The sequence below is a fragment of the uncultured Jannaschia sp. genome (assembly GCF_947503795.1).
In the GTDB taxonomy this organism is placed as follows: domain Bacteria; phylum Pseudomonadota; class Alphaproteobacteria; order Rhodobacterales; family Rhodobacteraceae; genus Jannaschia.
The window spans coordinates 500,362-522,732 of sequence record NZ_CANNEZ010000002.1 but is presented as its reverse complement, the minus strand read 5'-3'; the positions used below and the strand labels follow the sequence as shown (position 1 = coordinate 522,732).

At 67.3% G+C, this 22,371-nt stretch carries 30 protein-coding genes; 19 read left to right on the top strand and 11 right to left on the bottom strand.

All coding sequences use genetic code 11. The features are described from left to right. Nucleotides 1-16: 16 nt before the first annotated feature. The 6 genes from Q0833_RS15160 to Q0833_RS15135 form a co-directional block, all read right to left on the bottom strand. Nucleotides 17-601, bottom strand: a complete 585-nt coding sequence (locus Q0833_RS15160) for a hypothetical protein (RefSeq protein WP_298436689.1) — start codon at nt 599-601, stop codon at nt 17-19. Beyond that, nucleotides 598-1,164 carry a succinyl-CoA synthetase subunit beta gene (locus Q0833_RS15155; RefSeq protein WP_298436686.1) on the bottom strand — a complete coding sequence of 189 codons (567 nt, stop codon included), beginning with the start codon at nt 1,162-1,164 and terminating at the stop codon, nt 598-600. Before Q0833_RS15155 ends, Q0833_RS15160 begins: the two co-directional genes overlap by 4 nt. Before the next feature lie 4 nt (nt 1,165-1,168). Beyond that, on the bottom strand, nt 1,169-1,333 hold the full coding sequence (locus tag Q0833_RS15150; RefSeq protein ID WP_298436683.1) for a hypothetical protein: 165 nt from the start codon (nt 1,331-1,333) through the stop codon (nt 1,169-1,171). Between the two features lie 65 nt (nt 1,334-1,398). Next, complete coding sequence (gene sucC / locus Q0833_RS15145; RefSeq protein WP_298436679.1) at nt 1,399-2,592, bottom strand: ADP-forming succinate--CoA ligase subunit beta; 1,194 nt, start codon at nt 2,590-2,592, stop codon at nt 1,399-1,401. 239 nt (nt 2,593-2,831) lie between these two features. Then, nucleotides 2,832-3,794 carry a malate dehydrogenase gene (gene mdh / locus Q0833_RS15140; protein ID WP_298436676.1) on the bottom strand — a complete coding sequence of 321 codons (963 nt, stop codon included), beginning with the start codon at nt 3,792-3,794 and terminating at the stop codon, nt 2,832-2,834. A 148-nt stretch (nt 3,795-3,942) separates the two neighbouring features. Further along, entirely contained in the window at nt 3,943-4,272 is a 330-nt protein-coding gene (locus Q0833_RS15135) for a hypothetical protein (RefSeq protein ID WP_298436673.1), read from the bottom strand. 264 nt (nt 4,273-4,536) lie between these two features. Here Q0833_RS15135 and Q0833_RS15130 point away from each other — a divergent pair, with 264 nt between their 5' ends. From Q0833_RS15130 to Q0833_RS15110, 5 genes are read left to right on the top strand one after another with little or no spacing between them, the layout of a single operon-like run. After that, nucleotides 4,537-5,388, top strand: a complete 852-nt coding sequence (locus Q0833_RS15130; RefSeq protein ID WP_298436670.1) for a CoA ester lyase — start codon at nt 4,537-4,539, stop codon at nt 5,386-5,388. A gap of 4 nt (nt 5,389-5,392) precedes the next feature. Further along, the gene (locus Q0833_RS15125; RefSeq protein WP_298436667.1) at nt 5,393-5,950 is read left to right on the top strand and encodes an NnrU family protein; all 558 of its coding nucleotides are present in this window, start codon (nt 5,393-5,395) and stop codon (nt 5,948-5,950) included. Further along, nucleotides 5,950-6,156 carry a DUF1737 domain-containing protein gene (locus Q0833_RS15120; protein WP_298436664.1) on the top strand — a complete coding sequence of 69 codons (207 nt, stop codon included), beginning with the start codon at nt 5,950-5,952 and terminating at the stop codon, nt 6,154-6,156. The genes Q0833_RS15125 and Q0833_RS15120 overlap by 1 nt, the downstream gene beginning before the upstream one ends. Further along, the gene (locus Q0833_RS15115) at nt 6,153-7,178 is read left to right on the top strand and encodes a MaoC family dehydratase (RefSeq protein ID WP_298436660.1); all 1,026 of its coding nucleotides are present in this window, start codon (nt 6,153-6,155) and stop codon (nt 7,176-7,178) included. Before Q0833_RS15120 ends, Q0833_RS15115 begins: the two co-directional genes overlap by 4 nt. Next, complete coding sequence (locus Q0833_RS15110; RefSeq protein WP_298436657.1) at nt 7,175-7,861, top strand: DUF4344 domain-containing metallopeptidase; 687 nt, start codon at nt 7,175-7,177, stop codon at nt 7,859-7,861. Before Q0833_RS15115 ends, Q0833_RS15110 begins: the two co-directional genes overlap by 4 nt. On the opposite strand, the gene Q0833_RS15105 is transcribed toward Q0833_RS15110, so the two are convergent. Further along, on the bottom strand, nt 7,858-8,205 hold the full coding sequence (locus Q0833_RS15105; protein ID WP_298436654.1) for a DUF3140 domain-containing protein: 348 nt from the start codon (nt 8,203-8,205) through the stop codon (nt 7,858-7,860). The genes Q0833_RS15110 and Q0833_RS15105 overlap by 4 nt on opposite strands. A 212-nt stretch (nt 8,206-8,417) precedes the next feature. Between Q0833_RS15105 and sdhC the strand changes: the two genes are divergently transcribed. Genes sdhC through Q0833_RS15050 form a run of 11 tightly spaced genes read left to right on the top strand, consistent with a single transcriptional unit; the run spans nt 8,418 to nt 14,398 of the window. Beyond that, nucleotides 8,418-8,801: a succinate dehydrogenase, cytochrome b556 subunit gene (gene sdhC / locus Q0833_RS15100; protein ID WP_298436651.1), complete on the top strand. Its 384-nt coding sequence runs from the start codon at nt 8,418-8,420 to the stop codon at nt 8,799-8,801. A 9-nt stretch (nt 8,802-8,810) separates the two neighbouring features. After that, nucleotides 8,811-9,182: a succinate dehydrogenase, hydrophobic membrane anchor protein gene (locus Q0833_RS15095; RefSeq protein WP_298436648.1), complete on the top strand. Its 372-nt coding sequence runs from the start codon at nt 8,811-8,813 to the stop codon at nt 9,180-9,182. Nucleotides 9,183-9,192: 10 nt separating this feature from the next. Beyond that, nucleotides 9,193-11,004 (top strand): succinate dehydrogenase flavoprotein subunit, encoded by a 1,812-nt coding sequence (gene sdhA, locus Q0833_RS15090; protein ID WP_298436645.1) that lies wholly within the window; start codon nt 9,193-9,195, stop codon nt 11,002-11,004. Beyond that, nucleotides 11,004-11,228: a hypothetical protein gene (locus Q0833_RS15085; protein ID WP_298436643.1), complete on the top strand. Its 225-nt coding sequence runs from the start codon at nt 11,004-11,006 to the stop codon at nt 11,226-11,228. Before sdhA ends, Q0833_RS15085 begins: the two co-directional genes overlap by 1 nt. Nucleotides 11,229-11,235: 7 nt before the next feature. Further along, complete coding sequence (locus Q0833_RS15080) at nt 11,236-11,454, top strand: hypothetical protein (RefSeq protein WP_298436640.1); 219 nt, start codon at nt 11,236-11,238, stop codon at nt 11,452-11,454. Then, nucleotides 11,451-11,750, top strand: a complete 300-nt coding sequence (locus tag Q0833_RS15075; protein WP_298436637.1) for a hypothetical protein — start codon at nt 11,451-11,453, stop codon at nt 11,748-11,750. Before Q0833_RS15080 ends, Q0833_RS15075 begins: the two co-directional genes overlap by 4 nt. Then, nucleotides 11,747-11,989: a hypothetical protein gene (locus Q0833_RS15070; RefSeq protein WP_298436634.1), complete on the top strand. Its 243-nt coding sequence runs from the start codon at nt 11,747-11,749 to the stop codon at nt 11,987-11,989. The genes Q0833_RS15075 and Q0833_RS15070 overlap by 4 nt, the downstream gene beginning before the upstream one ends. Beyond that, on the top strand, nt 11,986-12,786 hold the full coding sequence (locus Q0833_RS15065) for a sulfotransferase domain-containing protein (protein WP_298436630.1): 801 nt from the start codon (nt 11,986-11,988) through the stop codon (nt 12,784-12,786). Before Q0833_RS15070 ends, Q0833_RS15065 begins: the two co-directional genes overlap by 4 nt. Further along, complete coding sequence (locus Q0833_RS15060; protein WP_298436626.1) at nt 12,776-13,093, top strand: hypothetical protein; 318 nt, start codon at nt 12,776-12,778, stop codon at nt 13,091-13,093. The genes Q0833_RS15065 and Q0833_RS15060 overlap by 11 nt, the downstream gene beginning before the upstream one ends. Nucleotides 13,094-13,106: 13 nt before the next feature. Then, nucleotides 13,107-13,886, top strand: coding sequence for a succinate dehydrogenase iron-sulfur subunit (locus tag Q0833_RS15055; RefSeq protein WP_298436623.1), 780 nt, complete (start codon nt 13,107-13,109; stop codon nt 13,884-13,886). A gap of 8 nt (nt 13,887-13,894) precedes the next feature. After that, on the top strand, nt 13,895-14,398 hold the full coding sequence (locus tag Q0833_RS15050) for a peroxiredoxin (protein ID WP_298436620.1): 504 nt from the start codon (nt 13,895-13,897) through the stop codon (nt 14,396-14,398). A gap of 67 nt (nt 14,399-14,465) precedes the next feature. Here Q0833_RS15050 and Q0833_RS15045 read toward each other — a convergent pair whose 3' ends face one another. After that, complete coding sequence (locus Q0833_RS15045) at nt 14,466-14,618, bottom strand: hypothetical protein (RefSeq protein WP_298436617.1); 153 nt, start codon at nt 14,616-14,618, stop codon at nt 14,466-14,468. Between the two features lie 249 nt (nt 14,619-14,867). On the opposite strand from Q0833_RS15045, the gene Q0833_RS15040 reads away from it, so the two are divergent. Further along, entirely contained in the window at nt 14,868-16,034 is a 1,167-nt protein-coding gene (locus Q0833_RS15040; RefSeq protein WP_298436614.1) for a type III PLP-dependent enzyme, read from the top strand. Between the two features lie 27 nt (nt 16,035-16,061). On the opposite strand, the gene deoD is transcribed toward Q0833_RS15040, so the two are convergent. From deoD to Q0833_RS15025, 3 genes are all read right to left on the bottom strand, one after another. Further along, nucleotides 16,062-16,766 carry a purine-nucleoside phosphorylase gene (gene deoD / locus Q0833_RS15035; protein WP_298436611.1) on the bottom strand — a complete coding sequence of 235 codons (705 nt, stop codon included), beginning with the start codon at nt 16,764-16,766 and terminating at the stop codon, nt 16,062-16,064. 76 nt (nt 16,767-16,842) lie between these two features. Continuing rightward, nucleotides 16,843-17,166 (bottom strand): H-NS histone family protein, encoded by a 324-nt coding sequence (locus Q0833_RS15030; protein WP_298436608.1) that lies wholly within the window; start codon nt 17,164-17,166, stop codon nt 16,843-16,845. An 83-nt stretch (nt 17,167-17,249) separates the two neighbouring features. Continuing rightward, complete coding sequence (locus Q0833_RS15025; protein WP_298436605.1) at nt 17,250-19,211, bottom strand: protein meaA; 1,962 nt, start codon at nt 19,209-19,211, stop codon at nt 17,250-17,252. 223 nt (nt 19,212-19,434) lie between these two features. Between Q0833_RS15025 and Q0833_RS15020 the strand changes: the two genes are divergently transcribed. Next, nucleotides 19,435-20,796, top strand: a complete 1,362-nt coding sequence (locus Q0833_RS15020) for a 1-acyl-sn-glycerol-3-phosphate acyltransferase (protein ID WP_298436602.1) — start codon at nt 19,435-19,437, stop codon at nt 20,794-20,796. 113 nt (nt 20,797-20,909) lie between these two features. Further along, on the top strand, nt 20,910-22,196 hold the full coding sequence (gene ccrA, locus Q0833_RS15015; RefSeq protein WP_298436599.1) for a crotonyl-CoA carboxylase/reductase: 1,287 nt from the start codon (nt 20,910-20,912) through the stop codon (nt 22,194-22,196). Nucleotides 22,197-22,371: the final 175 nt, after the last annotated feature.

Below are 22,371 nucleotides of genomic sequence, written 5' to 3'. Positions count from 1 at the left end.
GGTCTTTTGAAGTCTGTCAGTTGTGCACGATGAGAATGACGGGGTGGTCGAAGGCGCGCGCCTCGCCCGTCGCGGGATCGGTCAGGGTGGTGCGGGCCAGCGGCGTGGTCATGGTCAGCCCCTCGAAGAAGAAGCCGGCGCCGCCCGCGGGGTTGAGCCCCGCGCCCAGCGGCCCGTCGAGCGTGCCCGACCCGTCCACCAGTCGCGGCGCGAGGATCTGCCCCGCGATGGCGTTCGACTGGCGCAGGCCCACGGCGGGCGAGCCCACCGAACAGCCGCTGCCGCCGGGCACGTCGATCCGCTCGCCGTCGCGATTGGTGATGGATTGCTGCGCCACGGGACCGATCCGAAGGAAGGTCAGCGTGCCGGGATTGGAATAGACGGTGCCGCCGTCCTCGCGCTGGACGAAGGGGAAATCGAGCGCGCGGGCGGCCCGCGTCTGCCCCGCGCGCGTGCGGTTGTTGAGGCACACGGCCTCGACTGTGAACGCCATCCGCTGGCCCGCGATCTCGGCGGCGCCCTGGCTGAACCCGGTCTGCGTCGCGGGCTGGCATGCGGCAAGCGCCAGCGCGGCGGCAAGGAGGGCGGCGGCGCGGATCATCGGGCGATCCGGGCGCTGGCCTCGGGCGTCAGACGCTCGACGCTGAGGAAGGTCTCGGGTCCGTTCGGTCCGGGCCGCGTGCCCGTGTGGACGACGGCGATGCGCGACGGATTGAGGTAGCGTGCCCCCAGAAGCGTGGTGCCCGGGACGGCGGGATGGCTGTCGGGCACGGGGGCCTCGGTGCGAATGCCTTCGGCCGCGAGGGCTGCCGCCGCAACCTCCGCCGCAGCCTCGCCCGCCTCGCCGTCGAACGTCACTTCGCAGCGCCGATCGGTCCCCGGCGTGACCGCGCCCGCGGCAGGCGAGGGCGCCGACGCGGAGAACGGGGCGAGGTCGTAGAACGCAACCCGCGCGCCGGTCGGCACGATGACTTGCGCCGCGCGCGCGGCGGTCAGATGCGGGCTGAAGCAATGCGCCGCAAAGGCCGCGAGCGCGTCCGACCGGATCGGGTTGGCGCCTGCGGGGGCCCCGGCCGCGCAGATCGCGAAGACGGCGATGACGAGCCGAGCGCCGCTCCGATGGGCGGTCGCCGCGCGATGTCCATATGCTGCGCTGCGTCCCATGATCTCAGTCGGACACCCCAAGCGGGACAGGCCCCGTTCCGTCCCGCGTCGCGGGATAGGGATTGCCCCGCGCATCGGTCTGGAGCGACCAGGTGCCGCTGTCGAACGGAATGGCCCCGTTCTCGTTGGCGCAGGCCGCGAGGGTCAGGAGGCTGGCCGCGGCGAGCATCGGCACAACGCCGCGGGAGCGGGGGCGTGGTCGAGTGATGCGCCGGGGCTGCGCCGGTGCGCGTCTCACCCCTTCACGGCCTTCACGATCTTCTGGGCGCCGTCCTTCAGGTCGTCGGCGGCGATCACGTCGAGACCGGAATTGTTGATGATGTCCTTGCCCGCTTCGACATTCGTACCCTCCAGCCGGACGACCAGCGGGACCTTGAGGCCCACTTCCTTGACCGCGGCGACCACGCCCTCGGCGATGACGTCGCAGCGCATGATGCCGCCGAAGATGTTGACGAGGATGCCCTTCACCTGCGGGTCGGAGGTGATGATCTTGAACGCCTCCGTCACCTTCTCCTTGGTGGCGCCGCCGCCCACGTCGAGGAAGTTCGCCGGCTCCGCGCCGTAGAGCTTGATGATGTCCATCGTCGCCATGGCGAGGCCCGCGCCGTTCACCATGCAGCCGATCTCACCATCGAGCGCGATGTAGTTGAGGTCGTATTTGGAGGCGGCGAGTTCCTTCGGGTCCTCCTCCGTCTCGTCGCGCAACTCCGCGATGTCCTTGTGGCGATAGACGGCGTTCCCGTCGAAGCCGACTTTCGCGTCCAGCACCTTGAGGTCGCCCATGTCGGTCACGATGAGCGGGTTGATCTCCAGCATCTCCATGTCCTTCTCGGTGAAGGCGACATAGAGCTTGCTCATCAGGGCGACGCATTGCTTGATCTGCGCGCCCTCGAGGCCCAGCGCGAACGCCACACGGCGGCCATGGAACGGCTGGTAGCCGGTGGCCGGATCGACCGTGAAGTTCAGGATCTTCTCGGGGGTCGAGGCGGCGACCTCCTCGATATCCATGCCGCCCTCGGTCGAGCAGACGAAGCCGATACGGCTCGTGGCGCGGTCGACCAGAAGGGCGAGATACAGCTCCCGCGCGATCTCGGAGCCGTCCTCGATATAGATGCGGTTGACCTGCTTGCCCGCCGGGCCGGTCTGGTGGGTGACCAGCGTGTTGCCCAGCATGGCGCGGGCGTGATCCGCGGCTTCCTCGACCGACTTGGCCAGTCGCACGCCGCCCTTGTCGCCGGCCTCGGCCTCCTTGAACGAGCCCTTGCCGCGGCCGCCCGCATGGATCTGCGCCTTGACCACCCAGAGCGGCCCGTCGAGCTGGCCGGCGGCGTTCTTGGCGTCGGTGGCCTTGGTGACGGCGACGCCGTCGCTGACCGGGGCGCCGTAATCGCGCAGAAGCGCCTTGGCCTGGTACTCGTGGATATTCATGCGTCGCGTCCCCTTGGCGGTCGTGAATGGGTCGCATCCGGCCATGACATGAGGGACGGCAGGGATAAACAGGAAACCCGCCGAGACGAGGGCGGCTGGCAAGAAACCGACCATATGTGATCACAGTCATACGGGGCGTGATCACGATCTCGGCCGCCCGGCCTGGGTCGCGATTCGGGCGCGCATGAAAAAGGCCCCGCCCGGTGGGGCGGAGCCTTGAATGTCGCGATCCGCGTGGATCAGGCGAGCGAGCCGTCGATCCCCTTGCAGGCTTCGACCAGGCCCTTCACCGCATCGACCGACTTGTCGAACATCGCCTGTTCGTCGCGGTTGAGCTTGATGTCCACGATCCGCTCGATGCCGCCCGCGCCGATCACGGTCGGCACGCCGACATACATCCCGTTGAGACCCAGCGCGCCATCGACCCAGGCCGCGGCGGGCAAGAGACGCTTCTGATCCTTGAGATAGGCTTCGGCCATCTCGATGGCACTGGTGGCCGGGGCGTAGAAGGCCGAGCCGGTCTTCAGGAGGCCGACGATCTCGGCACCGCCGTCGCGGGTGCGCTGGACGATGGCATCCATGTTCTCCTGCGTGGTCCAGCCCATCTCGACGAGGTCCGGCAGGGGGATGCCGCCGACGGTGGAATAGCGCACCAGCGGGACCATCGTGTCGCCGTGGCCGCCGAGGACGAAGGCCGTGACGTCGCGCATCGAGACGCCGAACTCCTCCGACAGGAAGTGGCGGTACCGCGCGCTGTCGAGGACGCCGGCCATGCCGACGACCTTTTCATGCGGCAGGCCCGAGAATTCGCGCAGCGCCCAGACCATCGCGTCGAGCGGGTTGGTGATGCAGATGACGAAGGCGTCGGGGGCGTTGTCGCGAATGCCCTCGCCGACGGCCTTCATGACCTTGAGGTTGATGCCCAGCAGGTCGTCGCGCGACATGCCCGGCTTCCGGGGCACCCCGGCGGTGACGATGCAGACATCGGCGCCCGCGATGTCGGCGTAATCGGTCGTGCCCTTCAGCGCGACGTCGAAGCCCTCGACCGGGCCGCTTTCGGCGATGTCGAGCGCCTTGCCCTGCGGCACGCCGTCCGAGATGTCGAAGAGGACGACGTCCCCGAGTTCCTTGATGGCGGCGAGATGCGCCAGCGTGCCGCCGATCTGTCCGGCGCCGATGAGGGCGATCTTGGGTCGAGCCATGTCCGTCTCCGATATGTCGAAGTTTGAGTCCGGGTTGGCGTATCGGATCGGGCAGGGCGGTGGCAAGCCCCGGCGCGCCGCACTGCGGCATGGGGCGGCGGGCGGGCGGCCCGTCGAGACGCCCGCCCACGTGTTGGCGATCGGCGGTTCAGGCCTGCGCGTCTGCGAGGTGCGCGAGGTCGTCCATCCGGTCTTCCCAGTTGAGGCCCGAGGCCATCAGACACGCCCGTCCGTCGGGCAGCGTGACGACGATCGTCCAGCTGCCCGTCGCCTCGGAGGCGAAGATTTCGACGATGCGCCCCTGCGTCCCGAGGCCGATACCGCGGCGCGTCTCGCCGAACTGGGAGGACAGGCGTTCGACCATCGCGCCGCGGGGCGCGCAGGCGGGCCCGGCGGCCTGCGCCGGCAGGGACAGGAGCGTGAGCGCCACGGCCGCGAGCGTGGCGAAGAAGGCATTCAGGATCTGGGTCTTGGTCATGGCACGTCCTTTCCAGACGGTGACCGACCCCTGGGAGGACGCCGATCATCGCGGGTCCTCGGGTTCATGGGGCCGGGCGCTGGGCCCGAATCCGACTTCGATGCCGTGAAGGATGTGCGCGACGTCTCAAGAAAGGATTAATGACCGCGCGGCGTTCGCGCCGCAGGGCAGCGGGCGCATGGGTAAGGATGCTGCGTCAGCTTGGCCCGAACTTGCCAATCGTTGCGCGTCGTGGTCCACAGCCGGCGATTGCAGGAGACCGCCATGACCACGACAGACCGCCCGTTCCGCTCCGTCCTCTATATCCCCGGCTCGAAGCCGCGCGCGTTGGACAAGGCCCGCAGCCTCCCCGTCGATGCGATCATCTTCGACCTCGAGGACGCCGTTGCTCCGGACGAGAAGGTCGCCGCGCGCGATACGCTCGCCACCGCGCTTGCGACCGGCGGATACGGCGCCCGCTATCGGATCGTGCGGGTCAACGGGGCCGATACGCCCTGGGGCGCGGACGACCTCGCCGCCGCCGCGACGATGGCGCCCGACGCGGTGCTGCTGCCCAAGGTCGGGCACCCGGACGACATCGCCGCCGCCGCCCGCGCGCTGCCCGAGGGCACGGCCATCTGGGCGATGATGGAATCGCCCGCGGGCATCCTCGACGCGGCGGGCATCGCGCGGGCGGCCGATGGTCTCGTCCTGGGGACGAACGATCTCGCCAAGGATATCGGGTCGCGCGATGCGGCCGACCGCGCGCCGCTCGTCACCGCGCTCCAGACCTGCGTCCTGGCGGCGCGCGCGGCGAGCATTCCCTGCATTGACGGGGTCTACAATGCCTTCAAGGACGAGGACGGTCTCCGGGCCGAATGCGAGCAGGGCCGCGCCTTCGGGATGGACGGCAAGACGCTGATCCATCCCGCACAGGTCGCCATCGCCAATGCCGTCTTCGCACCGACCGAAGCCGAGGCCGATCTCGCCCGCCGCCAGATCGCCGCCTTCGACGCCGCCATTGCCGAAGGGCAGGGGGTCGCGGTGCTCGACGGACGCATCGTCGAGAACCTTCATGTGGACACCGCCCGCCGGACGCTGGCAAAGCTGGACGCGATCGCCGCGCTGGAGGGCTGAGCCGATGGGATACCTGCTGATCGTACTGGGCCTTGCCCTCTGGACGGGAGCGCATGTCTTCAAGCGGGTCGCGCCCGAGCGCCGCGCCGCGATGGGCGAGCCGGGCAAGGGTCTCGTGACGGGCGCGATCGTCGTCTCGCTGCTCCTGATGATCTTCGGCTATCGGTGGGCGCCGTTCGATCCGGTCTGGGCGCTCGGGGCCTGGACCTATCCGGTCAACAACCTGCTCGTGCTGGTCGCGTTCTATTTCTTTGCCACGTCGGGCGCGAAGACCCGTGTGGCCCGCGCCGTCGTCCACCCGCAGCTCGTGGGCTTTTCGATCTGGGCGGCAGCACATCTTCTGGTGAACGGACAAGTCGCGTCGATCCTCCTCTTCGGCGGGCTCCTGCTCTGGGCACTGGGCACGATCGTGATGCTCAACCGCATCGCGCCAACGGCGACCCCGGCCCATCCCGTTCCGGTCAAGAAGGAAGTCACAGCCGTCATCGCGGCGCTTGTCCTCTACGTCGTGGTCTACCTCATCCATGGCTGGATCGGGCCGTCGCCCACGGGCATGGGCTGATGGCGACGCTCTATCGCCTGCTGACGGGTGAGGACGATTCGGCATTCTGCCACAAGGTCAGCGCCGCGCTGGCGCAGGGCTGGATCCTTCACGGCGCGCCGACCTATGCGGCCGATCCGACGTCGGGCGTCATGCGATGCGCGCAGGCCGTCACGAAGGATATCGACGCCGAATACGGCCCCGACATGAAACTGGGACAGCAATGACCAAGACCAATCCGGGCCGCTTCTTCGAGGACTACCGACTGGGCGAGGTCATCCGCCACGCCGTGCCGCGCACCTTGGCCGAAGGCGAACGCGCGCTGTATCACGCGCTCTACCCGCAGCGTTTCGCACTCCATTCCTCGGATGCCTTCGCGATCGATTGCGGCCTCGACGGTGCGCCGCTGGACGATCTTCTGGTGTTCCACACGGTGTTCGGGAAGACCGTCCCCGACATCTCGCTCAACGCCGTCGCCAATCTCGGCTATGCCGAAGGGCGGTTCCTGAAGCCTGTGTGGCCCGGCGACACGCTGCGCTCGGAATCCGAGGTGATCGGCCTAAAGCAGAACTCGAACGGGCGGTCCGGCGTCGTCTGGGTGCGCACGACCGGGTTCGACCAGAACGGCGAAGCGGTCCTTCGCTACGTGCGCTGGGTCATGGTGCGCAAGCGGGACCAAGACGCCCCGGCACCCGAGACCGCCATTCCCGAACTGTCCGATCACGTGGCCGCCGATGCGCTGGCGATCCCCGAGGACCTGACCTTCGACACCTACGATTTCGACCTGGCGGGCGAGCGGCATCGCGCGTCCGATTACGCGATCGGCGAGCGGATCGACCATGTCGACGGCACCACGATCGAGGAAGCCGAGCATATGCTGGCCACCCGGCTTTGGCAGAACACGGCCAAGGTCCATTTCGACGCCACCCACCGCGAGGATGGCAAGCGCCTGATCTATGGCGGGCATGTCATCAGCCTGGCGCGCGCGCTGTCATTCAACGGGCTGGCCAATGCGCAGATGATCGTCGCAATCAACTCCGGCGCCCATGCGAACCCGTGCTTCGCGGGCGACACGGTGCGCGCGTGGTCCGAGGTTCTGGACAGGGCCGAGGTCGCACCCGGTATCGCCGCGCTGCGCCTTCGGCTGGTCGCGACGCGGGGCGCGGCGTTCGACCTGCGCGGCGAGGATGGCAAATATGGCGCGGATGTCCTGCTGGACCTAGATTACTGGGCGTTGATGCCGGCATGAGGGGTCTGGCGCTTCTGCTTCTGGTTTTCGCGGTCCCGGCCCTCGCCGATCCGATGCGAAGCGAGTTGCGTATGACGCTGTACCACGAGGTCGGGCACGCGGTGTTCGACCAGCTCGAGCTGCCGGTCTACGGCGTCGAGGAGACGGCTGCGGATGCCTTCGCGCTGGCGCTCGCGCTGCGGCTCCATTCCGAGGCCGAGATGACGCAGATCGTGACCGACACGACCGAGCGGTACCGCGCCGAAGCCGCAACCGAGCTATTCGACAACTGGGCGCAATACATGCCCTCGGGCCAGCGTCTTGCGCGGGCGATCTGCCTGTTCTACGGCGGCAAGCCGGTGCAGCGGGGCGATCTGGCGCGGGCGCTGGGGATGCCGCCCGACGAGGCCGAGCGATGCCGGTCCGATGCCGCCGACATGGATGCGGCCTGGGCGCCGGTGCTCGACGATCTGGCCCCCGCGCCGGGCGTGCGCGCCGACAGCCTGCGTCTGGGGCGCGGCAGTCACCGGCTGGGCGCCCTGTCGCGCGACATCAAGCGTGTGAACCGCCGCATCGCGTTGCCCCGACCGGTGCCCGTCGAGGTCGAGGATTGCGGCGAACCGAACGCCTTCTACTATGGCGAGGCCGAGCGGATCGTGATCTGCACCGAGCTTCTGGACGTGCTCGGCGGCGACGCGCACTAGCCCTTGGCGACACCATTCTCGCCGAATGGATCGTGCCCCCAGTTCTTCAGCGAGTAGGCCCAGTCCGATCCCTCGGGCTCGTCCGGCACCTGCGCGCCGTGGCGTTTGATGTAGCCGACGACCTTGCCCATGTGATCCCAGTCGTCATCGGACAGGTCGTCCTTGTTGGTCCGCTTGATCTCGACGATGCGCTGGCCGGATTTGCGACCCTTCGACGTGCCGTCCCCGCTGTCGGCGCCGACCGATTTCGACTCGTCAGTCGCGAGCCAGTCCTCGATTTCGGCCGGTGCCATGTTCACGAGGTCGCCCCATTCGTCCCAGATTTCATCGCGAGATTTCGACATCAGCCTGCTCCATTCGATTTCCGATCAGCAAAACGCTGGCCTGCGGGGCCGGTTCCCCATCGTCCGTGATCACAGGTCATCTTGACGTGATCACGGAGTGGCCCGGCGGCGCGATTCCCGCCCCTGCGACCCCGCAACCCCGTGACACTGCCGCGCAGATCGGTAGAACCGTCACCGACGACGACCGAATAACGACCAGGAAGGAGCGTCGCATGGCCGACGTGAACCGCGGCAACCGCCCGCTCTCCCCGCATCTGCAGGTCTACCGGCCGCAGCTGACGTCGATGACCTCGATCCTGACGCGGATCACGGGCAATGCGCTCGTCGTCGGGGGACTTCTGATCACCTGGTGGTTCGTGGCCGCCGCCGCCGGCCCGGAAGCCTTCGCGACCGCGGACGCGGTGCTGACCTCGTGGTTCGGCAAGCTCGTGTTCCTCGGATCGATCTGGGCGCTCTGGTATCACACGCTGGCGGGCATCCGGCACCTGATCTGGGACCAGGGCTACGGCCTCGAAGTCGAGACCGCGGAAAAGCTCGGTTGGGGTATCATCGGCGGCTCGATCCTGCTGACCCTTCTCACCATCCTGATCCTCTGAGGCACGCGCATGGCTTACCTGACTGACCGCAAGCGTGTCTCCGGCCTCGGCTCCGCCGGATCGGGCACGACGCATCACTGGCACCAGACCGTCCTTTCGGCGGCGCTGGTGATACTCGTGCCGCTTTTCGTGTTCACCTTCGGCGCCGCGCTGGGCGAACCCTGGCCGGAGGTCGTCGCTTATTACTCCCGCCCGTTCCCGGCCCTCGTCGCGCTGCTGACCTTGGTCGTGGGCTGGATCCACTTCGCCAAGGGCGTGCAGGTCCTGATCGAGGACTACGTGCCGGGCACCGCCCGCAAGGTCGCGATCGTTGCGACCACCTGCCTCAGCTACGGCGCGGCGTTGATCGGCGTTTACGCCCTGATCCGCCTGGCCCTCTAAGGAGACCGACATGGCTGCCTACGAATACGAGACCCACGAATACGACGTCGTCGTGGTCGGTGCCGGCGGCGCGGGCCTGCGCGCGACCCTCGGGATGGCCGAGCAGGGCCTGCGCACCGCCTGCATCACGAAGGTCTTCCCGACCCGATCGCACACGGTCGCGGCCCAGGGCGGCATCGCCGCGTCCTTGGGCAACATGGGCCCCGACAGCTGGCAATGGCACATGTACGACACCGTCAAGGGATCGGACTGGCTGGGCGACACGGACGCGATGGAATACCTCGCCCGCGAGGCGCCCAAGGCCGTCTACGAGCTGGAGCATTACGGCGTGCCCTTCTCGCGCACGGAAGAGGGCAAGATCTACCAGCGGCCCTTCGGCGGCCACACCACCGAATACGGCGAGGGCCCGCCCGTGCAGCGTACCTGCGCGGCCGCCGACCGCACCGGCCACGCGATCCTGCACACGCTCTATGGACAAAGCCTCAAGCAGAAGGCCGAGTTCTTCATCGAGTATTTCGCCATCGACCTGATCATGTCGGACGACGGCGAATGTCAGGGCGTGCTCTGCTGGAAGCTCGACGACGGCACGCTGCACCTGTTCTCGGCCAAGATGACCGTGCTGGCGACCGGCGGCTACGGCCGGGCCTATTTCTCGGCCACCTCCGCCCATACCTGCACCGGTGACGGCGGCGGCATGGTCGCGCGCGCGGGCCTGCCCCTGCAGGACATGGAGTTCGTGCAGTTCCACCCGACCGGCATCTACGGCGCGGGCTGCCTCATTACCGAAGGGGCGCGCGGCGAGGGCGGCTACCTCACGAATTCCGAGGGTGAGCGGTTCATGGAGCGCTATGCGCCCACCTACAAGGATCTCGCCTCGCGCGACGTGGTCTCGCGCTGCATGACGATGGAGATCCGCGAGGGTCGGGGCGTCGGCAAGGACAGCGACCACATCCACCTGAACCTCAGCCACCTGCCGCCCGAGACGCTTCACCTGCGCCTGCCCGGCATCTCCGAGAGCGCGCGCATCTTCGCGGGCGTCGACGTCACCAAGGAGCCGATCCCCGTTCTGCCGACGGTGCATTACAACATGGGCGGTATCCCGACGAATTACTGGGGCGAGGTGCTGGCGCCCACGCCGGACGCGCCCGACCGCGTCGCACCCGGCCTGATGGCCGTGGGCGAGGCGGGCTGTGCGAGCGTTCACGGTGCGAACCGCCTCGGCTCGAACAGCCTGATCGATCTGGTGGTCTTCGGACGCGCCGCTGCCATCCGCGCGGGCGAGGTGGTCGATGCCGACAGCGCCGTGCCCACGCCCAACATGCGCTCGGTCGAGATGGCGCTGGCGCGGTTCGATGGGCTGCGCCACGCGCGCGGACAGGTCGGCACCGCCGAGCTGCGGCTCGAGATGCAGAAGACCATGCAGGAGGACGCCGCCGTCTTCCGGACGTCCGAAACCCTCGCGCAGGGCAAGGAGAAGATGGAGGACATCGCGGGCAAGCTGCCGGACGTGGCCGTCACCGACAACACGCTGATCTGGAACTCCGACCTGATGGAGACGCTTGAGCTGGCCAACCTGATGCCCAACGCCGTCGCGACCGTCGTCGCGGCCGAGGCCCGCAAGGAAAGCCGCGGTGCCCATGCTCACGAGGATTTCCCCGACCGCGACGACGAGAACTGGCGCAAGCACAGCCTCGTCTGGTTCCAGGGAGACGCGGCAACGTCGGATCTCGGCTATCGCGGTGTCCATGTGAACCCGCTGACGTCGCACAATGACGGCGGGATCGACCTCAAGAAAATCGCCCCGAAAGCACGAGTGTACTGATGCGCAATTTCCTTCTTCTCGCCCCGCTCGCCCTCATGGCTTGCCAGCCTGCCCCGTCCGGTCCGGCCGTCGCGGTGGATGATGGCGTCCGCCTCGTGGTGAATGCGTGCCTCGCCGAGATCGGCAAGCCGGTGCTGCCCGACCGCGTGACCGAAGGCGCCTCGGTCGAGCTGACGCCCGAGGAGCAGGCTGCGCTCGAAGCCTGCATCCGGCGGCGGAGCTGACGGGACGGTGACGCGCCCCGCGACCTTCGGGCGAAGCCTGCGCTGTGTCGGAGCGGCCCTGCCGCTGGCGCTCGTGGCCTGCATGCCTACTGGTCCCGAGGCGCGGCGCGCGGCCTATCTCGACTGCGCGCGCGAACAGGGCGTCACCGTTCGGGACGGCACGATCGTGACGCGCTCGGCGGCGGATCTCGCCCGGCTGGACGCTTGCGGGGCGGTGCCGCGATGATTCGCACTTTGCTTCTCCTGACAGTCTTGATCACGGCCTGCGCGCCGGTCCCGATGACCCGCGAGCGGGCGTTGCACGAATGCCGCTCCGAGGCTCGGCTGGCCGACGGGATCGCAGGCAGCGTGGGCGTCGGCGTCGGCTCGGGCGGTGGCCTGGCCGATGGCGAGCTGGTCGTCACGAGTCGGGTGTTCGATCCCCGCTCGGAGCGGGCGGTGCTGGCCGAATGCATGGACCGCCGCATGGCCGGACGCCCCGAGCCGACCATCGTCGGCGTAACGCTGGGGACGGGGTCGTGATCCGCGCGCTGCCTCTCGTCCTGCTCGTGTCGGCCTGTATCGGCGGCGGCGGCGGCTTTGCCCGGAACGGCCCCGGCGCGGCGGATTTCGTCGATGCCGACCGCGCGGTGACGCCGGGCCTCGCCTCCTGCCTGAATGCCATCGGACGCCCCGACATGATCAACGATCCGGGCGCGTCCATGTCCAACGCCGAGATCGAGGGCCTTCTGGCCTGCACCTCCGAGCGGGCCAGCCAGTGACCGACCTGATCGCGCCCCGCCTCTATTGCATCGGCACCCATCACAAGACCGGCACGCTCTGGCTCAGGGGGGTGTTCCGGCGGTTGGCGAACCAGCTCGGGGTGGCGCATCACGTGGTCTATCCGAACCAGGGGCTGAAGAAGGTGCCCGAGGCCGAGCGCGTGTTCCTGTTCCAGTGGTCCTCGCTCTTCCCCGATATCCTGCTCGACCGGCCCGATGCGCGCATCCTGCACATGATCCGCGACCCGCGTGACGTTCTTCTGTCGGGCATGCGCTATCACCTCCACGCCCCGCCCGAAGGCGAACAGTTCCTGCACGAGCCGCGCGACGATCTCGGCGGCCGCACGTATCAGGCCCACCTGAACGCCTTGCCCTCCGAGCAAGAGCGCCTGCTCTTCGAAATGCGCGAGAAGCATGCGCAGACCGTCGCCGAGATGACCGCCTGGACCTACGACCGCCCCAATACGATCGAGGTGCGCTACGAGGACCTGATGCAGGACACCGACTGCCGGGCCTTTCGCGAGCATCTGCGCGATCTGGGCCTGCCCGAACCCGAGGTCGACCAGGGTTGCCGCATCTTCTGGAACCGCAGCCTGTTCGGCGGTCTTGCCGACGAGGCGGCGCGCGGCGAGCGCGTCGGCGCCCATGTCGCGTCCGGCAAGATCGCCCAATGGCGCACCCGCCTGCCGCGCAAGGTGGCCGAGATCTACGCCGAGACGCACGGGTCCGACCTCGTCACGCTCGGCTACGAAACCCATCCCACCGCCTGGCTCGAGGAGTTGCGCGATGCGGCTTGAACCCCTTCTTCTGATTGCCGCCCTGGCGTCCTGCAACACAGGCGTCGGCACCGAGGTCAGCCGTGCCGCAGCCAAGTCGGTCGTGAACCCCATCGTGGCCGAGCGCTTTCCGGGCATCCCGCTGGAGCCCGCAACGAACTGCATCATCGACAACGCGAGTGGCGACGAGATCGTCACGCTCGCCACCTCCGCCGCGACCCGCGACGACGCGGGCGCCACGCGTATCGTGCTCGATATCGCGCGCCGTCCCGACACCATCCAATGCCTGGCGACCGAGGGTCTGCCCGTGCTGCTGAACTCCCTCTGAGAGGAACCGACCCATGGTCCAATTCACGCTGCCGAAGAACTCGAAGATCACCGTCGGCCAGACCTGGCCGAAGCCCGAGGGCGCGAGCAACCTGCGCAAGTTCCAGATCTATCGCTGGAACCCCGAGGACGGGAAGAACCCGCGGCTGGACACCTATTGGGTGGATCTCGACACCTGCGGGCCGATGATTCTGGACGCGCTGATCAAGATCAAGAACGAGATCGACCCGACCCTGACCTTCCGCCGCTCCTGCCGCGAGGGGATTTGCGGGTCCTGCGCGATGAATATCGACGGGGTGAATACGCTCGCCTGTACCTGGGGCATCAACGACGTGAAGGGCGACGTGAAGATCTATCCGCTGCCGCACATGCCGGTCATCAAGGACCTGATCCCCGACCTGACGCATTTCTACGCACAGCACGCCTCGGTCATGCCGTGGCTGGAGACCAAGTCCAACACCCCCGCCAAGGAATGGCGCCAGTCGATCGAGGACCGCGAGAAGCTGGACGGTCTTTACGAGTGCATCATGTGCGCGTCCTGCTCGACCGCCTGCCCCAGCTACTGGTGGAACGGCGACCGCTATCTCGGGCCGGCCGCACTTCTCCATGCCTATCGCTGGATCATCGACAGCCGGGACGAGGCGACAGGCGAGCGGCTGGACGATCTGGAAGATCCGTTCAAGCTCTACCGCTGCCACACGATCATGAACTGCGCCAAGACCTGCCCCAAGGGGCTGAATCCCGCCAAGGCCATCGCGAACATCAAGAAGATGATGGTTGAGCGTCAGCTCTGAAGGTCGACATGCCGAAGCCCGGAACACCCGCCCCCGCGCTGACAGCGCATCGTCTCGACGGGCCGGACATGGATCTGTCGGCCATCCCGGGCGAGGCATTCGTGGTGTTCTTCCGCGGGCTCCATTGCCCCGCCTGCCGCAAGCAGCTCGAAGAGCTCGTGGCGCATCTCCCAGCCTTTGCCGAGCGGGGCCTGACGGTGCTCGCCATGTCGATGGACCCGGAAGATCGGGCGCGGACTGTCGCGGCGGACTGGGCGGTGGGCGGCATCGATATCGGGTACGGCATGACCGAAGGCACGGCCCGCAACTGGGGTCTCTACGTCTCGGACCGCGTCGTCGAGAAGGAACCGCCCCGTTTTTCCGAACCGGCGCTCACCTGGGTGCTGGCGGACGGCACGGTCGGCGCGCATTGGCAGCAATCGGTCCCGTTCGGGCGTCCCGCCTTCGCGGACATCCTGTCGGGGATCGACTTCGTCCGCGCCAACGACCGCCCGCCCCGCGGCGCGGCCTGAATGCGAAACGGGCCCCCGCGTTGGCGGGGGCCCGTTCGTCTTGCGAAAATTTCGGTCGGGTCGCGGATCAGCTTCCGATGACCATGCCGTCGCCGACGATGTCGGTGTCGTTGTTGGCCTCGATTTCGCTCAGCGTGTCGACGCGGTCGTTGGCGCCCACGCAGGCGGACAGAAGCGCGATCAGGGGCAGGGCGGTCAGCAGTTTCAGCGAGGTGGTCATGGCGATCTCCGGTTGCGGGTTGTCGCCAAAACAACACGCTCGGGGCCCCATCGTTCCAATCCCGCGATTCCGCGCGATTTTCCGCCTTGACCGAATCCGCGAACGGCCCCATCTGCCCGCGCATAGACGCCAACGCACGCGCCTCTGGCACGGCTGAAAAGCACGGTTACGTAGCGACGGTAACGTCTCCCTTGGAAGTGAGCGGTCTGCACCGAGTGTTCGGGATGGCCGGGTCTATTGGAGATGACCATGAACGCAGTAACCGGCTTCGGCCGTCCCGATCTCGTTGCGCCCTCGCGCGTTGAATCCTACATCGCCGCCCACGAGTTCGCGCACCCGACGCTGGTCATCGACGTCGACGCGGTCGAGCGTCAGTTCCACGCCCTCTCGGCCGGCCTCGGCCGGGCCCATATCCATTACGCCGTGAAGGCGAACCCGCATGTCGCCATCGTCGAGCGCCTCGTCGGGCTCGGCTCGGGCTTCGACGCCGCGTCGCGCGGCGAGATCGAGCTGGTGCTGTCGCAGGGCGCCGATCCGGCCCATGTCTCCTTCGGCAACACCATCAAGAAGGCCTCCGACATCCGCTTCGCGCACCAAGCCGGCATTACGCTGTTTGCCGCAGACGCCGAGGAAGAGCTGGTCAAGATCGCCGAGAACGCCCCCGGCGCCCGCGTCTATATCCGAGTCATTGTCGACAATTCCGAAGCCGACTGGCCGCTCTCGCGCAAGTTCGGCTGCGCCCGCGACAAGGTGCTTTCGCTGCTCGGCCTTGCCCGCGATCTGGGCCTCGTGCCCTTCGGCCTCAGCTTCCATGTCGGCTCGCAGACGCGCGAGGCCCGGATGTGGACCGGCACGCTCGATCAGGTCGCTTCCATCTGGCACGACGCACAGGGCGCGGGCTTCGACCTGCAGCTTCTGAACATCGGCGGCGGCTTCCCGGCCTTCTACGGCGAGTCGATCCAGCATCCGACCGCCTATGCGGCCGCGGTCATCGACCTGGTCGAGGCACGCTTCGGCGCGGTCCCGCAGATCATGGCCGAGCCGGGCCGCGGCCTCGTGGCCGAATGCGGTGCGATCGCCGCCGAGGTCCTTCTGGTCTCCAAGAAGTCCGAGGACGATCTGCACCGCTGGGTCTATCTCGACATCGGCCGCTTCTCGGGCCTGGCCGAGACCGAGGGCGAGGCGATCCGCTACCAGATCGTCACCGCGCGCGACGGCCAGCCGACCGGCCCCTGCGTCCTCGCCGGCCCGTCCTGCGACAGCGCCGACGTCCTCTACGAGAAGCGTCCCGTCCAGCTGCCCGTCGGGCTGAAGGCCGGCGACAAGGTCACGATCCGCCATTGCGGCGCGTACACCTCGACCTACTCGTCGATGGGCTTCAACGGCTTCCCGCCGCTCGACACGCTGGTCATCTGAACCGGGGCGGGCCGCCGCCCGCCTCGGTCAGGCGAAGGCCGCCTCGAGCGCGATCTCGACCATGTCCCCGAAGGTCTGCTGCCGGTCCGATGCCGGCAGCGCCTCATGGGTCAGAAGATGGTCGCTCACCGTCAGCACGGCCAGCGCGCGGCACCCGTGACGCGCGGCGAGGATGTAGAGTTCGGCGGCCTCCATTTCGACGGCGAGGATGCCGTGCCGGGTCATCTGCTCGTTCAGGTCCGGCCGTTCGTCGTAGAACACGTCCGACGAATAGATCCCGCCGACATGCACGCGGCTGTCCTTGGCCTGCGCCGCCGCTTCGGCGGCGCGCAAAAGGCCCCAATCGGCGCAGGGTGCAAAGTTCACCTCCCGCAGGATGCCGCGCGACGGGGTCGAGAGGCTGCTCGCCGTCTGGGCCAGGATCACGTCCCGGACCGCGACATCTGCCTGCATCGCTCCACAGGACCCGATCCGGATCAGCGTCTTCGCCCCGTACTGCGTAATCAATTCGTTGGCGTAGATCGACAGCGACGGCATCCCCATGCCCGATCCGTGGATCGTCACGGGGTTGCCGCGCCACGTGCCCGTGAACCCCAGCATCCCGCGCACGTCGTTCACCAGTTCGGGGGCGTCGAGGAACGTCTCGGCCGCCCATTTCGCGCGCAGCGGATCGCCCGGCATCAGGACGGTCTTGGCGATCTGGCCGGGTTCGGCGCGGATATGGGGGGTCATGGGATCACTCCGGACAGGAAAAAGGGGACGGCCCGCAGCAGGCCGTCCCCTTGATCCACCGGAATGTCGGCGCGGTCTAGACCGAGAGGTCCTCGGCCTTGCCGCCACCGTCGATATGATCCTTGAACCATTGCGGCTGACGCCCGCGACCGGACCACGTCTTCGACGCATTCTCGGGATGGCGATATTTGGCGGGGGCCTTGGCACCGCCACCGGCCTTCTTCGGCGCACGGCCTGCAAAGAGATCGGCCATCGTAAAGCCTTCGGCCGCCAGCATCTTCTCGATATCGGCCTTCATTTCCTTCAGGCGGCGCCCGTCGAATTCAGCCTCGGCCTTCTGCAGTTCGCGGAGGCGTGCTTCCGTTTCCGCGCGCTCTTTCGCCAATTCTTCCTTGCTCATCTTGTCCAGTTTCGCCAATGCAATCACTCCCCATATGCGACATTATTCATCCGCAATAGGATTGTTCTTCCATTCCCGCAAGGTCATTCTGCTGCAATCCCGCCCGGATCGGCCAGTTCGACAATATCGCCCATGATGCGGTTCAATTCGAAATCCTTGGGCGTATAGACCGCAGCCACGCCCATCGCACGCAATCTGTCGGAATCGTCCTCGGGGATGATCCCACCGACAATCACGGGAACATGGCCCAATCCGGCCGCGCGCAATCGATCCATGAGGTCCTCGACCAACGGGATATGCGAGCCGGACAGGATAGAAAGTCCAACCACATGGGCGTCGTTTTCAGTCACGGCGGAAACGATCGCTTCGGGGGTCAGGCGAATGCCCTCGTAATGGATCGCCATTCCGCAATCGCGTGCGCGGACGGCGATCTGTTCGGCGCCGTTGGAATGACCGTCCAGTCCAGGCTTGCCCATCAGGAAGGTCAGGCGGCGGCCCAGCCGGTCGGACACGGCATCCACGGCCGCCCTCAGATCGTCGAGCCCCTCGGTCCGGTTCGACACGCCGGTCGCCACCCCGGTCGGGCCGCGGTACTCGCCATGGACCGCGCGCATGACACCCGCCCATTCGCCGGTCGTGACGCCTGCCTTGGCGGCCGCGATCGACGGTGGCATCACGTTCTCGCCCGCGGTCGCAGCCTGCCAGAGCGCGTTCAGCGCGGCCTTGACGGCCGCGGCGTCGCGGGCAGTGCGCCACGCGTCGAGCCGCGCGATCTGATCGGCCTCCACGCCCGGATCGACCACCATGATGCCGCCATCCTCGCCCACCAGCGGGGACGGCTCGCCATCGGTCCAGGCGTTGACCCCGACGACCGTGGTCTCGCCCCGCTCAATGCCGCCCAACCGGTCCGAATTGGATTCGACCAGCCGGCCCTTCATGTATTCGATCGCGTCGACGGCGCCGCCCATCTCGTCGATCCGCGCCAATTCCGCGCGTGCGCCATCCTTCAAGGTCTCGACCTTAGCCGCGACCACGGGCGAGCCGTCGAAGAGATCGCCGTATTCCAGAAGATCCGTCTCATAGGCGAGGACCTGCTGCATCCGAAGCGACCATTGCTGATCCCACGGGCGCGGCAATCCCAGCGCTTCGTTCCAGGCGGGCAATTGCACCGCGCGGGCGCGCGCATTCTTCGACAGCGTGACGGCCAGCATTTCGAGAAGGATGCGGTAGACGTTGTTTTCGGGTTGCTGTTCGGTCAGCCCGAGCGAATTCACCTGCACGCCATATCGGAACCGGCGGAACTTCGCGTCCTCGACGCCGTAGCGATCGCGGCAGATCTCGTCCCATAATTCGACGAAGGCGCGCATCTTGCACATTTCGGTGACGAACCGGATGCCCGCGTTGACGAAGAACGAGATCCGGCCGACGAGGCGCGGAAACTCCGCCTCGGGCACACGGTCGCGCAATTCGTCGAGAACGGCGGTCGCCGTGGCCAACGCGAATGCCAATTCCTGCTCCGGCGTCGCACCGGCCTCCTGCAGGTGGTAGGAGCAGACATTCATCGGATTCCATTTCGGAATCTCGGAATAGCAGTATTCGGCCACGTCCGCGATCAGCCCCATCGAGGGCCGGGGTGGCAGCACGTAGGTGCCGCGCGACAGGTATTCCTTCACGAGGTCGTTCTGGACGGTCCCCTGAAGCTTCGCGACGTCTGCGCCCTGCTCCTCGGCCACCGCGACATAGAGCGCGAGCAGCCAGGGCGCCGTCGCATTGATCGTCATCGAGGTGTTCATTTCCTCGAGCGGAATGTCCTCGAACAGCGTCCGCATGTCGCCGAGATGGCTGACCGGGACGCCCACCTTGCCGACCTCGCCGCGCGCCAGAACGTGGTCGCTGTCGTAGCCGGTCTGCGTCGGCAGATCGAACGCCACCGAGAGGCCGGTCTGCCCCTTGGCGAGATTCGCGCGGTAGAGCGCGTTGGACTTCGACGCCGTAGAATGGCCGGCATAGGTCCGGAAGAGCCAGGGGCGGTCTTTCTGCGACATGGCGAAGCCTTTGGTAACAAAATTGCTCGAAAGCCAATTTATCGGACAGATCGCGCAAGTGTCAATTCGCCGCGGCGCGGCATAGGCGCGGGCCAACAGGCCCCCGGCCAGCCACAGGTTCCGGGCGATCAGGAGCAAGCTCGCCTTCGCGCTTGCCAGCCTCGTCCAAGACCGGGCCATATTCGCGGACAATGGACCTGCGCCGCGCCCCGCCCCGCCGCCGATGACCCGGATCATCGAAATCCCGCTCTGGGCGCTTCTGCTGCTCTGCGCCTTCGCCGCCGTCACGTTCGCGTCGAACTTCCTCTTCCCGTCGGTGCGCTGGTTCTTCCGCAAGCGCGCGGAGCGGCTGGTGGCGCGGCTCAACACCCGGCTGACGCGCCCGATCGAACCCTTCAAGCTGGCGCGCCGGATGGACACCATCAACCGGCTGACGCACGACCCGGCGGTCGCGCAGGCCATCATCGATCACGCCCGCACCCACCGCATTCCCGAGGAGGTCGCCTTCGAGACCGCGCGCCGCTACGCCCGCGAGATCGTGCCGGGCTTCTCGGCCACGCTCTACTTTTCGATCGCGATGCGCCTCTCGCGCTGGCTGTCGCGCAGCCTCTACCGTGTCCGCGTCACGGGGGAGGCCGAGGCGCTGGCGGATATCCCGCCCGACGCCACGGTGATTTACGTCCTGAACCACCGCTCGAACATGGACTACGTCCTCGTGACCTGGCTCGCGGCGCGGCAGACGGCGCTGGCCTATGCCGTGGGCGAGTGGGCCCGCCGCTGGCCGCTTCGGCCGTTGATCCGGGCGCTGGGCGGTTATTTCGTGCGTCGTCGCGATCTCAACCCGCTCTATCGGCGGGTGCTGGCACGCTATGTCCAGATCGCCACCGAGAAGGGCATCACGCAGGCCGTCTTCCCCGAAGGCCGCCTGTCGCGCGACGGGGCGCTGCAGGCGCCAAAGCTCGGCATCCTCTCGTATCTCGTGACCGATCACGACCCCGAGGATGCGCGCGACATCGTCTTCATTCCCGTCGCGCTGAATTACGAACGGGTGCTGGAGGATCGCGTGCTGATCGCCGCCGGGTCGAAGGGCGAGCACGCGTTCCGGCTACGCTGGTGGACGGTCGCGCGCTATCTCTGGCGGCATCTGCAGCTGCGCGTGACGCGACGGTTCACCCGGTTCGGGTATGCCGCCGTGAGCTTCGGGCAGCCCGTGTCGCTGCATGAATTCCTCTGGCAGGGGCATGATGACCCGACCGCGGCGCTGGCGGCGACTCTGCTCGACCGCATCGAGGCGCGGCTGCCCGTCCTCCCACTGGCCCTTGTGTCGGAGGCGCTGACCGAAGGGTACCACACGCTCCCCGAGATTGCGGCCCATCTCGACGCGCGGGCCGAGACGCTCCGGGCTGCGGGCCATCCGCTGCACCATGCCAGCCGGGACGCCTCCGAGGTCTCGCTCGTGGCGCTGCGCATGCTCGAAGTGCGCGGCGCGCTCCGGATCGACGGCGATGCCATCCGGCCCCAGCCCGGCTGGGGCGAGGTCTTCGAATTCTACGCCCGCACGCTGCCAGCGCAGAAACTTCTCTAGCAAGAAAATTACGCGGCCAGTACTTTCGGGGTTTTAATGTTACCGCGGCCTTGGTATTCATGTTGCAACGCAGCACAATGATTCCGCAACGCGGCAAGGACGGAGATATGGCCATGGCCCTCGACACGCAGACCCCGACTTACGAGGCGGCGGTGAAGGACCTCTACGAGATGGGCGAGATGCCCCCGATGGGTCATGTGCCGAAGCAGATGTATGCTTGGGCGATCCGCCGCGAGCGTCATGGCGAGCCCGAGACCGCGATGCAGCAGGAGATCGTCGACGTCCCCATCCTCGACAGCCACGAAGTCCTCGTTCTCGTAATGGCGGCGGGCGTGAACTATAACGGCGTCTGGGCCTCGCTCGGTCAACCGATCAGCCCGTTCGACGGCCACGGCCAGCCCTATCACATCGCGGGCTCCGACGCGTCGGGCATCATCTGGGCGGTGGGCGACAAGGTGAAGCGCTGGAAGGTCGGCGACGAGGTCGTGATCCACTGCAACCAGGACGACGGCGACGACGAGCATTGCAACGGCGGCGACCCGATGTACTCGCCCAGCCAGCGCATCTGGGGCTACGAGACGCCCGACGGCTCGTTTGCGCAGTTCACCAACGTGCAGGCCCAGCAGCTCATGCCGCGCCCCAAGCACCTGACCTGGGAAGAGGCGGCCTGCTACACGCTGACGCTCGCCACCGCCTACCGGATGCTCTTCGGGCACGAGCCCCATGACCTCAAGCCCGGCCAGAACGTGCTGGTCTGGGGTGCGTCGGGCGGCCTCGGCTCCTACGCGATCCAGCTCATCAACACGGCCGGCGCCAACGCGATCGGCGTCATCTCGGACGAATCCAAGCGCGAGTTCGTGATGGGTCTGGGGGCCAAGGGCGTCATCAACCGCAACGATTTCGACTGCTGGGGCCAGCTGCCCAAGGTCGGCTCGGACGAATACGCGACCTGGTTCGCCGAGACCCGCAAGTTCGGCAAGGCCATCTGGGAGATCACCGGCAAGGGCAACAATGTCGACATGGTCTTCGAGCATCCGGGCGAGGCGACGTTCCCGGTCTCGACCTTCGTGTGCAAGAAGGGCGGCATGGTCGTCATCTGCGCGGGCACGACCGGGTTCAACCTGACCTTCGACGTCCGCTACATGTGGATGCACCAGAAGCGCCTGCAGGGCAGCCATTTCGCCCATCTCAAGCAGGCGAGTGCCGCCAACAACCTGATGGTCGAGCGTCGGCTCGATCCCTGCATGTCGGAATGCTTCGACTGGGCCGATCTGCCCGAGGCGCACATGAAGATGCGCCGCAACGAGCACAAGCCGGGCAACATGTCCGTCCTCGTTCAGGCCCCCCGCACGGGACTGCGTACGCTCGAGGACGTGGTCGAGGCCGGTCCCGCCGCCTGACGCGATCCTCTGCCCCACGATTCGTAGCGATGAACGACCCCGGATCCGTCCGGGGTCGTTCCTTTTTCGTTCCAGGCCTTCCGCTGCGTCAGGGTGTTCCATGCGCGACACCCACCAGAAATGGGGAGGGAGAAACCGCGAATATCTCCCCCGATCGGCTCCACGGTAGAATCGC

Excerpts from the sequence above, each read along its gene's own strand:
- Q0833_RS15160 (WP_298436689.1), bottom strand. The coding sequence starts at position 601 with ATGATCCGCGCCGCCGCCCTCCTTGCCGCCGCGCTGGCGCTTGCCGCA.
- Q0833_RS15125 (WP_298436667.1), top strand. The coding sequence starts at position 5,393 with ATGGGATACCTGCTGATCGTACTGGGCCTTGCCCTCTGGACGGGAGCG.
- Q0833_RS15055 (WP_298436623.1), top strand. The coding sequence starts at position 13,107 with ATGGTCCAATTCACGCTGCCGAAGAACTCGAAGATCACCGTCGGCCAG.
- Q0833_RS15025 (WP_298436605.1), bottom strand. The coding sequence starts at position 19,211 with ATGTCGCAGAAAGACCGCCCCTGGCTCTTCCGGACCTATGCCGGCCAT.
- sdhC (WP_298436651.1), top strand. The coding sequence starts at position 8,418 with ATGGCCGACGTGAACCGCGGCAACCGCCCGCTCTCCCCGCATCTGCAG.
- Q0833_RS15085 (WP_298436643.1), top strand. The coding sequence starts at position 11,004 with ATGCGCAATTTCCTTCTTCTCGCCCCGCTCGCCCTCATGGCTTGCCAG.
- Q0833_RS15130 (WP_298436670.1), top strand. The coding sequence starts at position 4,537 with ATGACCACGACAGACCGCCCGTTCCGCTCCGTCCTCTATATCCCCGGC.
- deoD (WP_298436611.1), bottom strand. The coding sequence starts at position 16,766 with ATGACCCCCCATATCCGCGCCGAACCCGGCCAGATCGCCAAGACCGTC.
- Q0833_RS15135 (WP_298436673.1), bottom strand. The coding sequence starts at position 4,272 with ATGACCAAGACCCAGATCCTGAATGCCTTCTTCGCCACGCTCGCGGCC.
- Q0833_RS15120 (WP_298436664.1), top strand. The coding sequence starts at position 5,950 with ATGGCGACGCTCTATCGCCTGCTGACGGGTGAGGACGATTCGGCATTC.
- Q0833_RS15040 (WP_298436614.1), top strand. The coding sequence starts at position 14,868 with ATGAACGCAGTAACCGGCTTCGGCCGTCCCGATCTCGTTGCGCCCTCG.
- Q0833_RS15110 (WP_298436657.1), top strand. The coding sequence starts at position 7,175 with ATGAGGGGTCTGGCGCTTCTGCTTCTGGTTTTCGCGGTCCCGGCCCTC.
- Q0833_RS15045 (WP_298436617.1), bottom strand. The coding sequence starts at position 14,618 with ATGACCACCTCGCTGAAACTGCTGACCGCCCTGCCCCTGATCGCGCTT.
- Q0833_RS15060 (WP_298436626.1), top strand. The coding sequence starts at position 12,776 with ATGCGGCTTGAACCCCTTCTTCTGATTGCCGCCCTGGCGTCCTGCAAC.
- Q0833_RS15150 (WP_298436683.1), bottom strand. The coding sequence starts at position 1,333 with ATGCTCGCCGCGGCCAGCCTCCTGACCCTCGCGGCCTGCGCCAACGAG.
- Q0833_RS15050 (WP_298436620.1), top strand. The coding sequence starts at position 13,895 with ATGCCGAAGCCCGGAACACCCGCCCCCGCGCTGACAGCGCATCGTCTC.
- ccrA (WP_298436599.1), top strand. The coding sequence starts at position 20,910 with ATGGCCCTCGACACGCAGACCCCGACTTACGAGGCGGCGGTGAAGGAC.
- sucC (WP_298436679.1), bottom strand. The coding sequence starts at position 2,592 with ATGAATATCCACGAGTACCAGGCCAAGGCGCTTCTGCGCGATTACGGC.
- mdh (WP_298436676.1), bottom strand. The coding sequence starts at position 3,794 with ATGGCTCGACCCAAGATCGCCCTCATCGGCGCCGGACAGATCGGCGGC.
- sdhA (WP_298436645.1), top strand. The coding sequence starts at position 9,193 with ATGGCTGCCTACGAATACGAGACCCACGAATACGACGTCGTCGTGGTC.
- Q0833_RS15030 (WP_298436608.1), bottom strand. The coding sequence starts at position 17,166 with ATGAGCAAGGAAGAATTGGCGAAAGAGCGCGCGGAAACGGAAGCACGC.
- Q0833_RS15020 (WP_298436602.1), top strand. The coding sequence starts at position 19,435 with ATGACCCGGATCATCGAAATCCCGCTCTGGGCGCTTCTGCTGCTCTGC.
- Q0833_RS15115 (WP_298436660.1), top strand. The coding sequence starts at position 6,153 with ATGACCAAGACCAATCCGGGCCGCTTCTTCGAGGACTACCGACTGGGC.
- Q0833_RS15155 (WP_298436686.1), bottom strand. The coding sequence starts at position 1,164 with ATGGGACGCAGCGCAGCATATGGACATCGCGCGGCGACCGCCCATCGG.
- Q0833_RS15075 (WP_298436637.1), top strand. The coding sequence starts at position 11,451 with ATGATTCGCACTTTGCTTCTCCTGACAGTCTTGATCACGGCCTGCGCG.
- Q0833_RS15105 (WP_298436654.1), bottom strand. The coding sequence starts at position 8,205 with ATGTCGAAATCTCGCGATGAAATCTGGGACGAATGGGGCGACCTCGTG.
- Q0833_RS15095 (WP_298436648.1), top strand. The coding sequence starts at position 8,811 with ATGGCTTACCTGACTGACCGCAAGCGTGTCTCCGGCCTCGGCTCCGCC.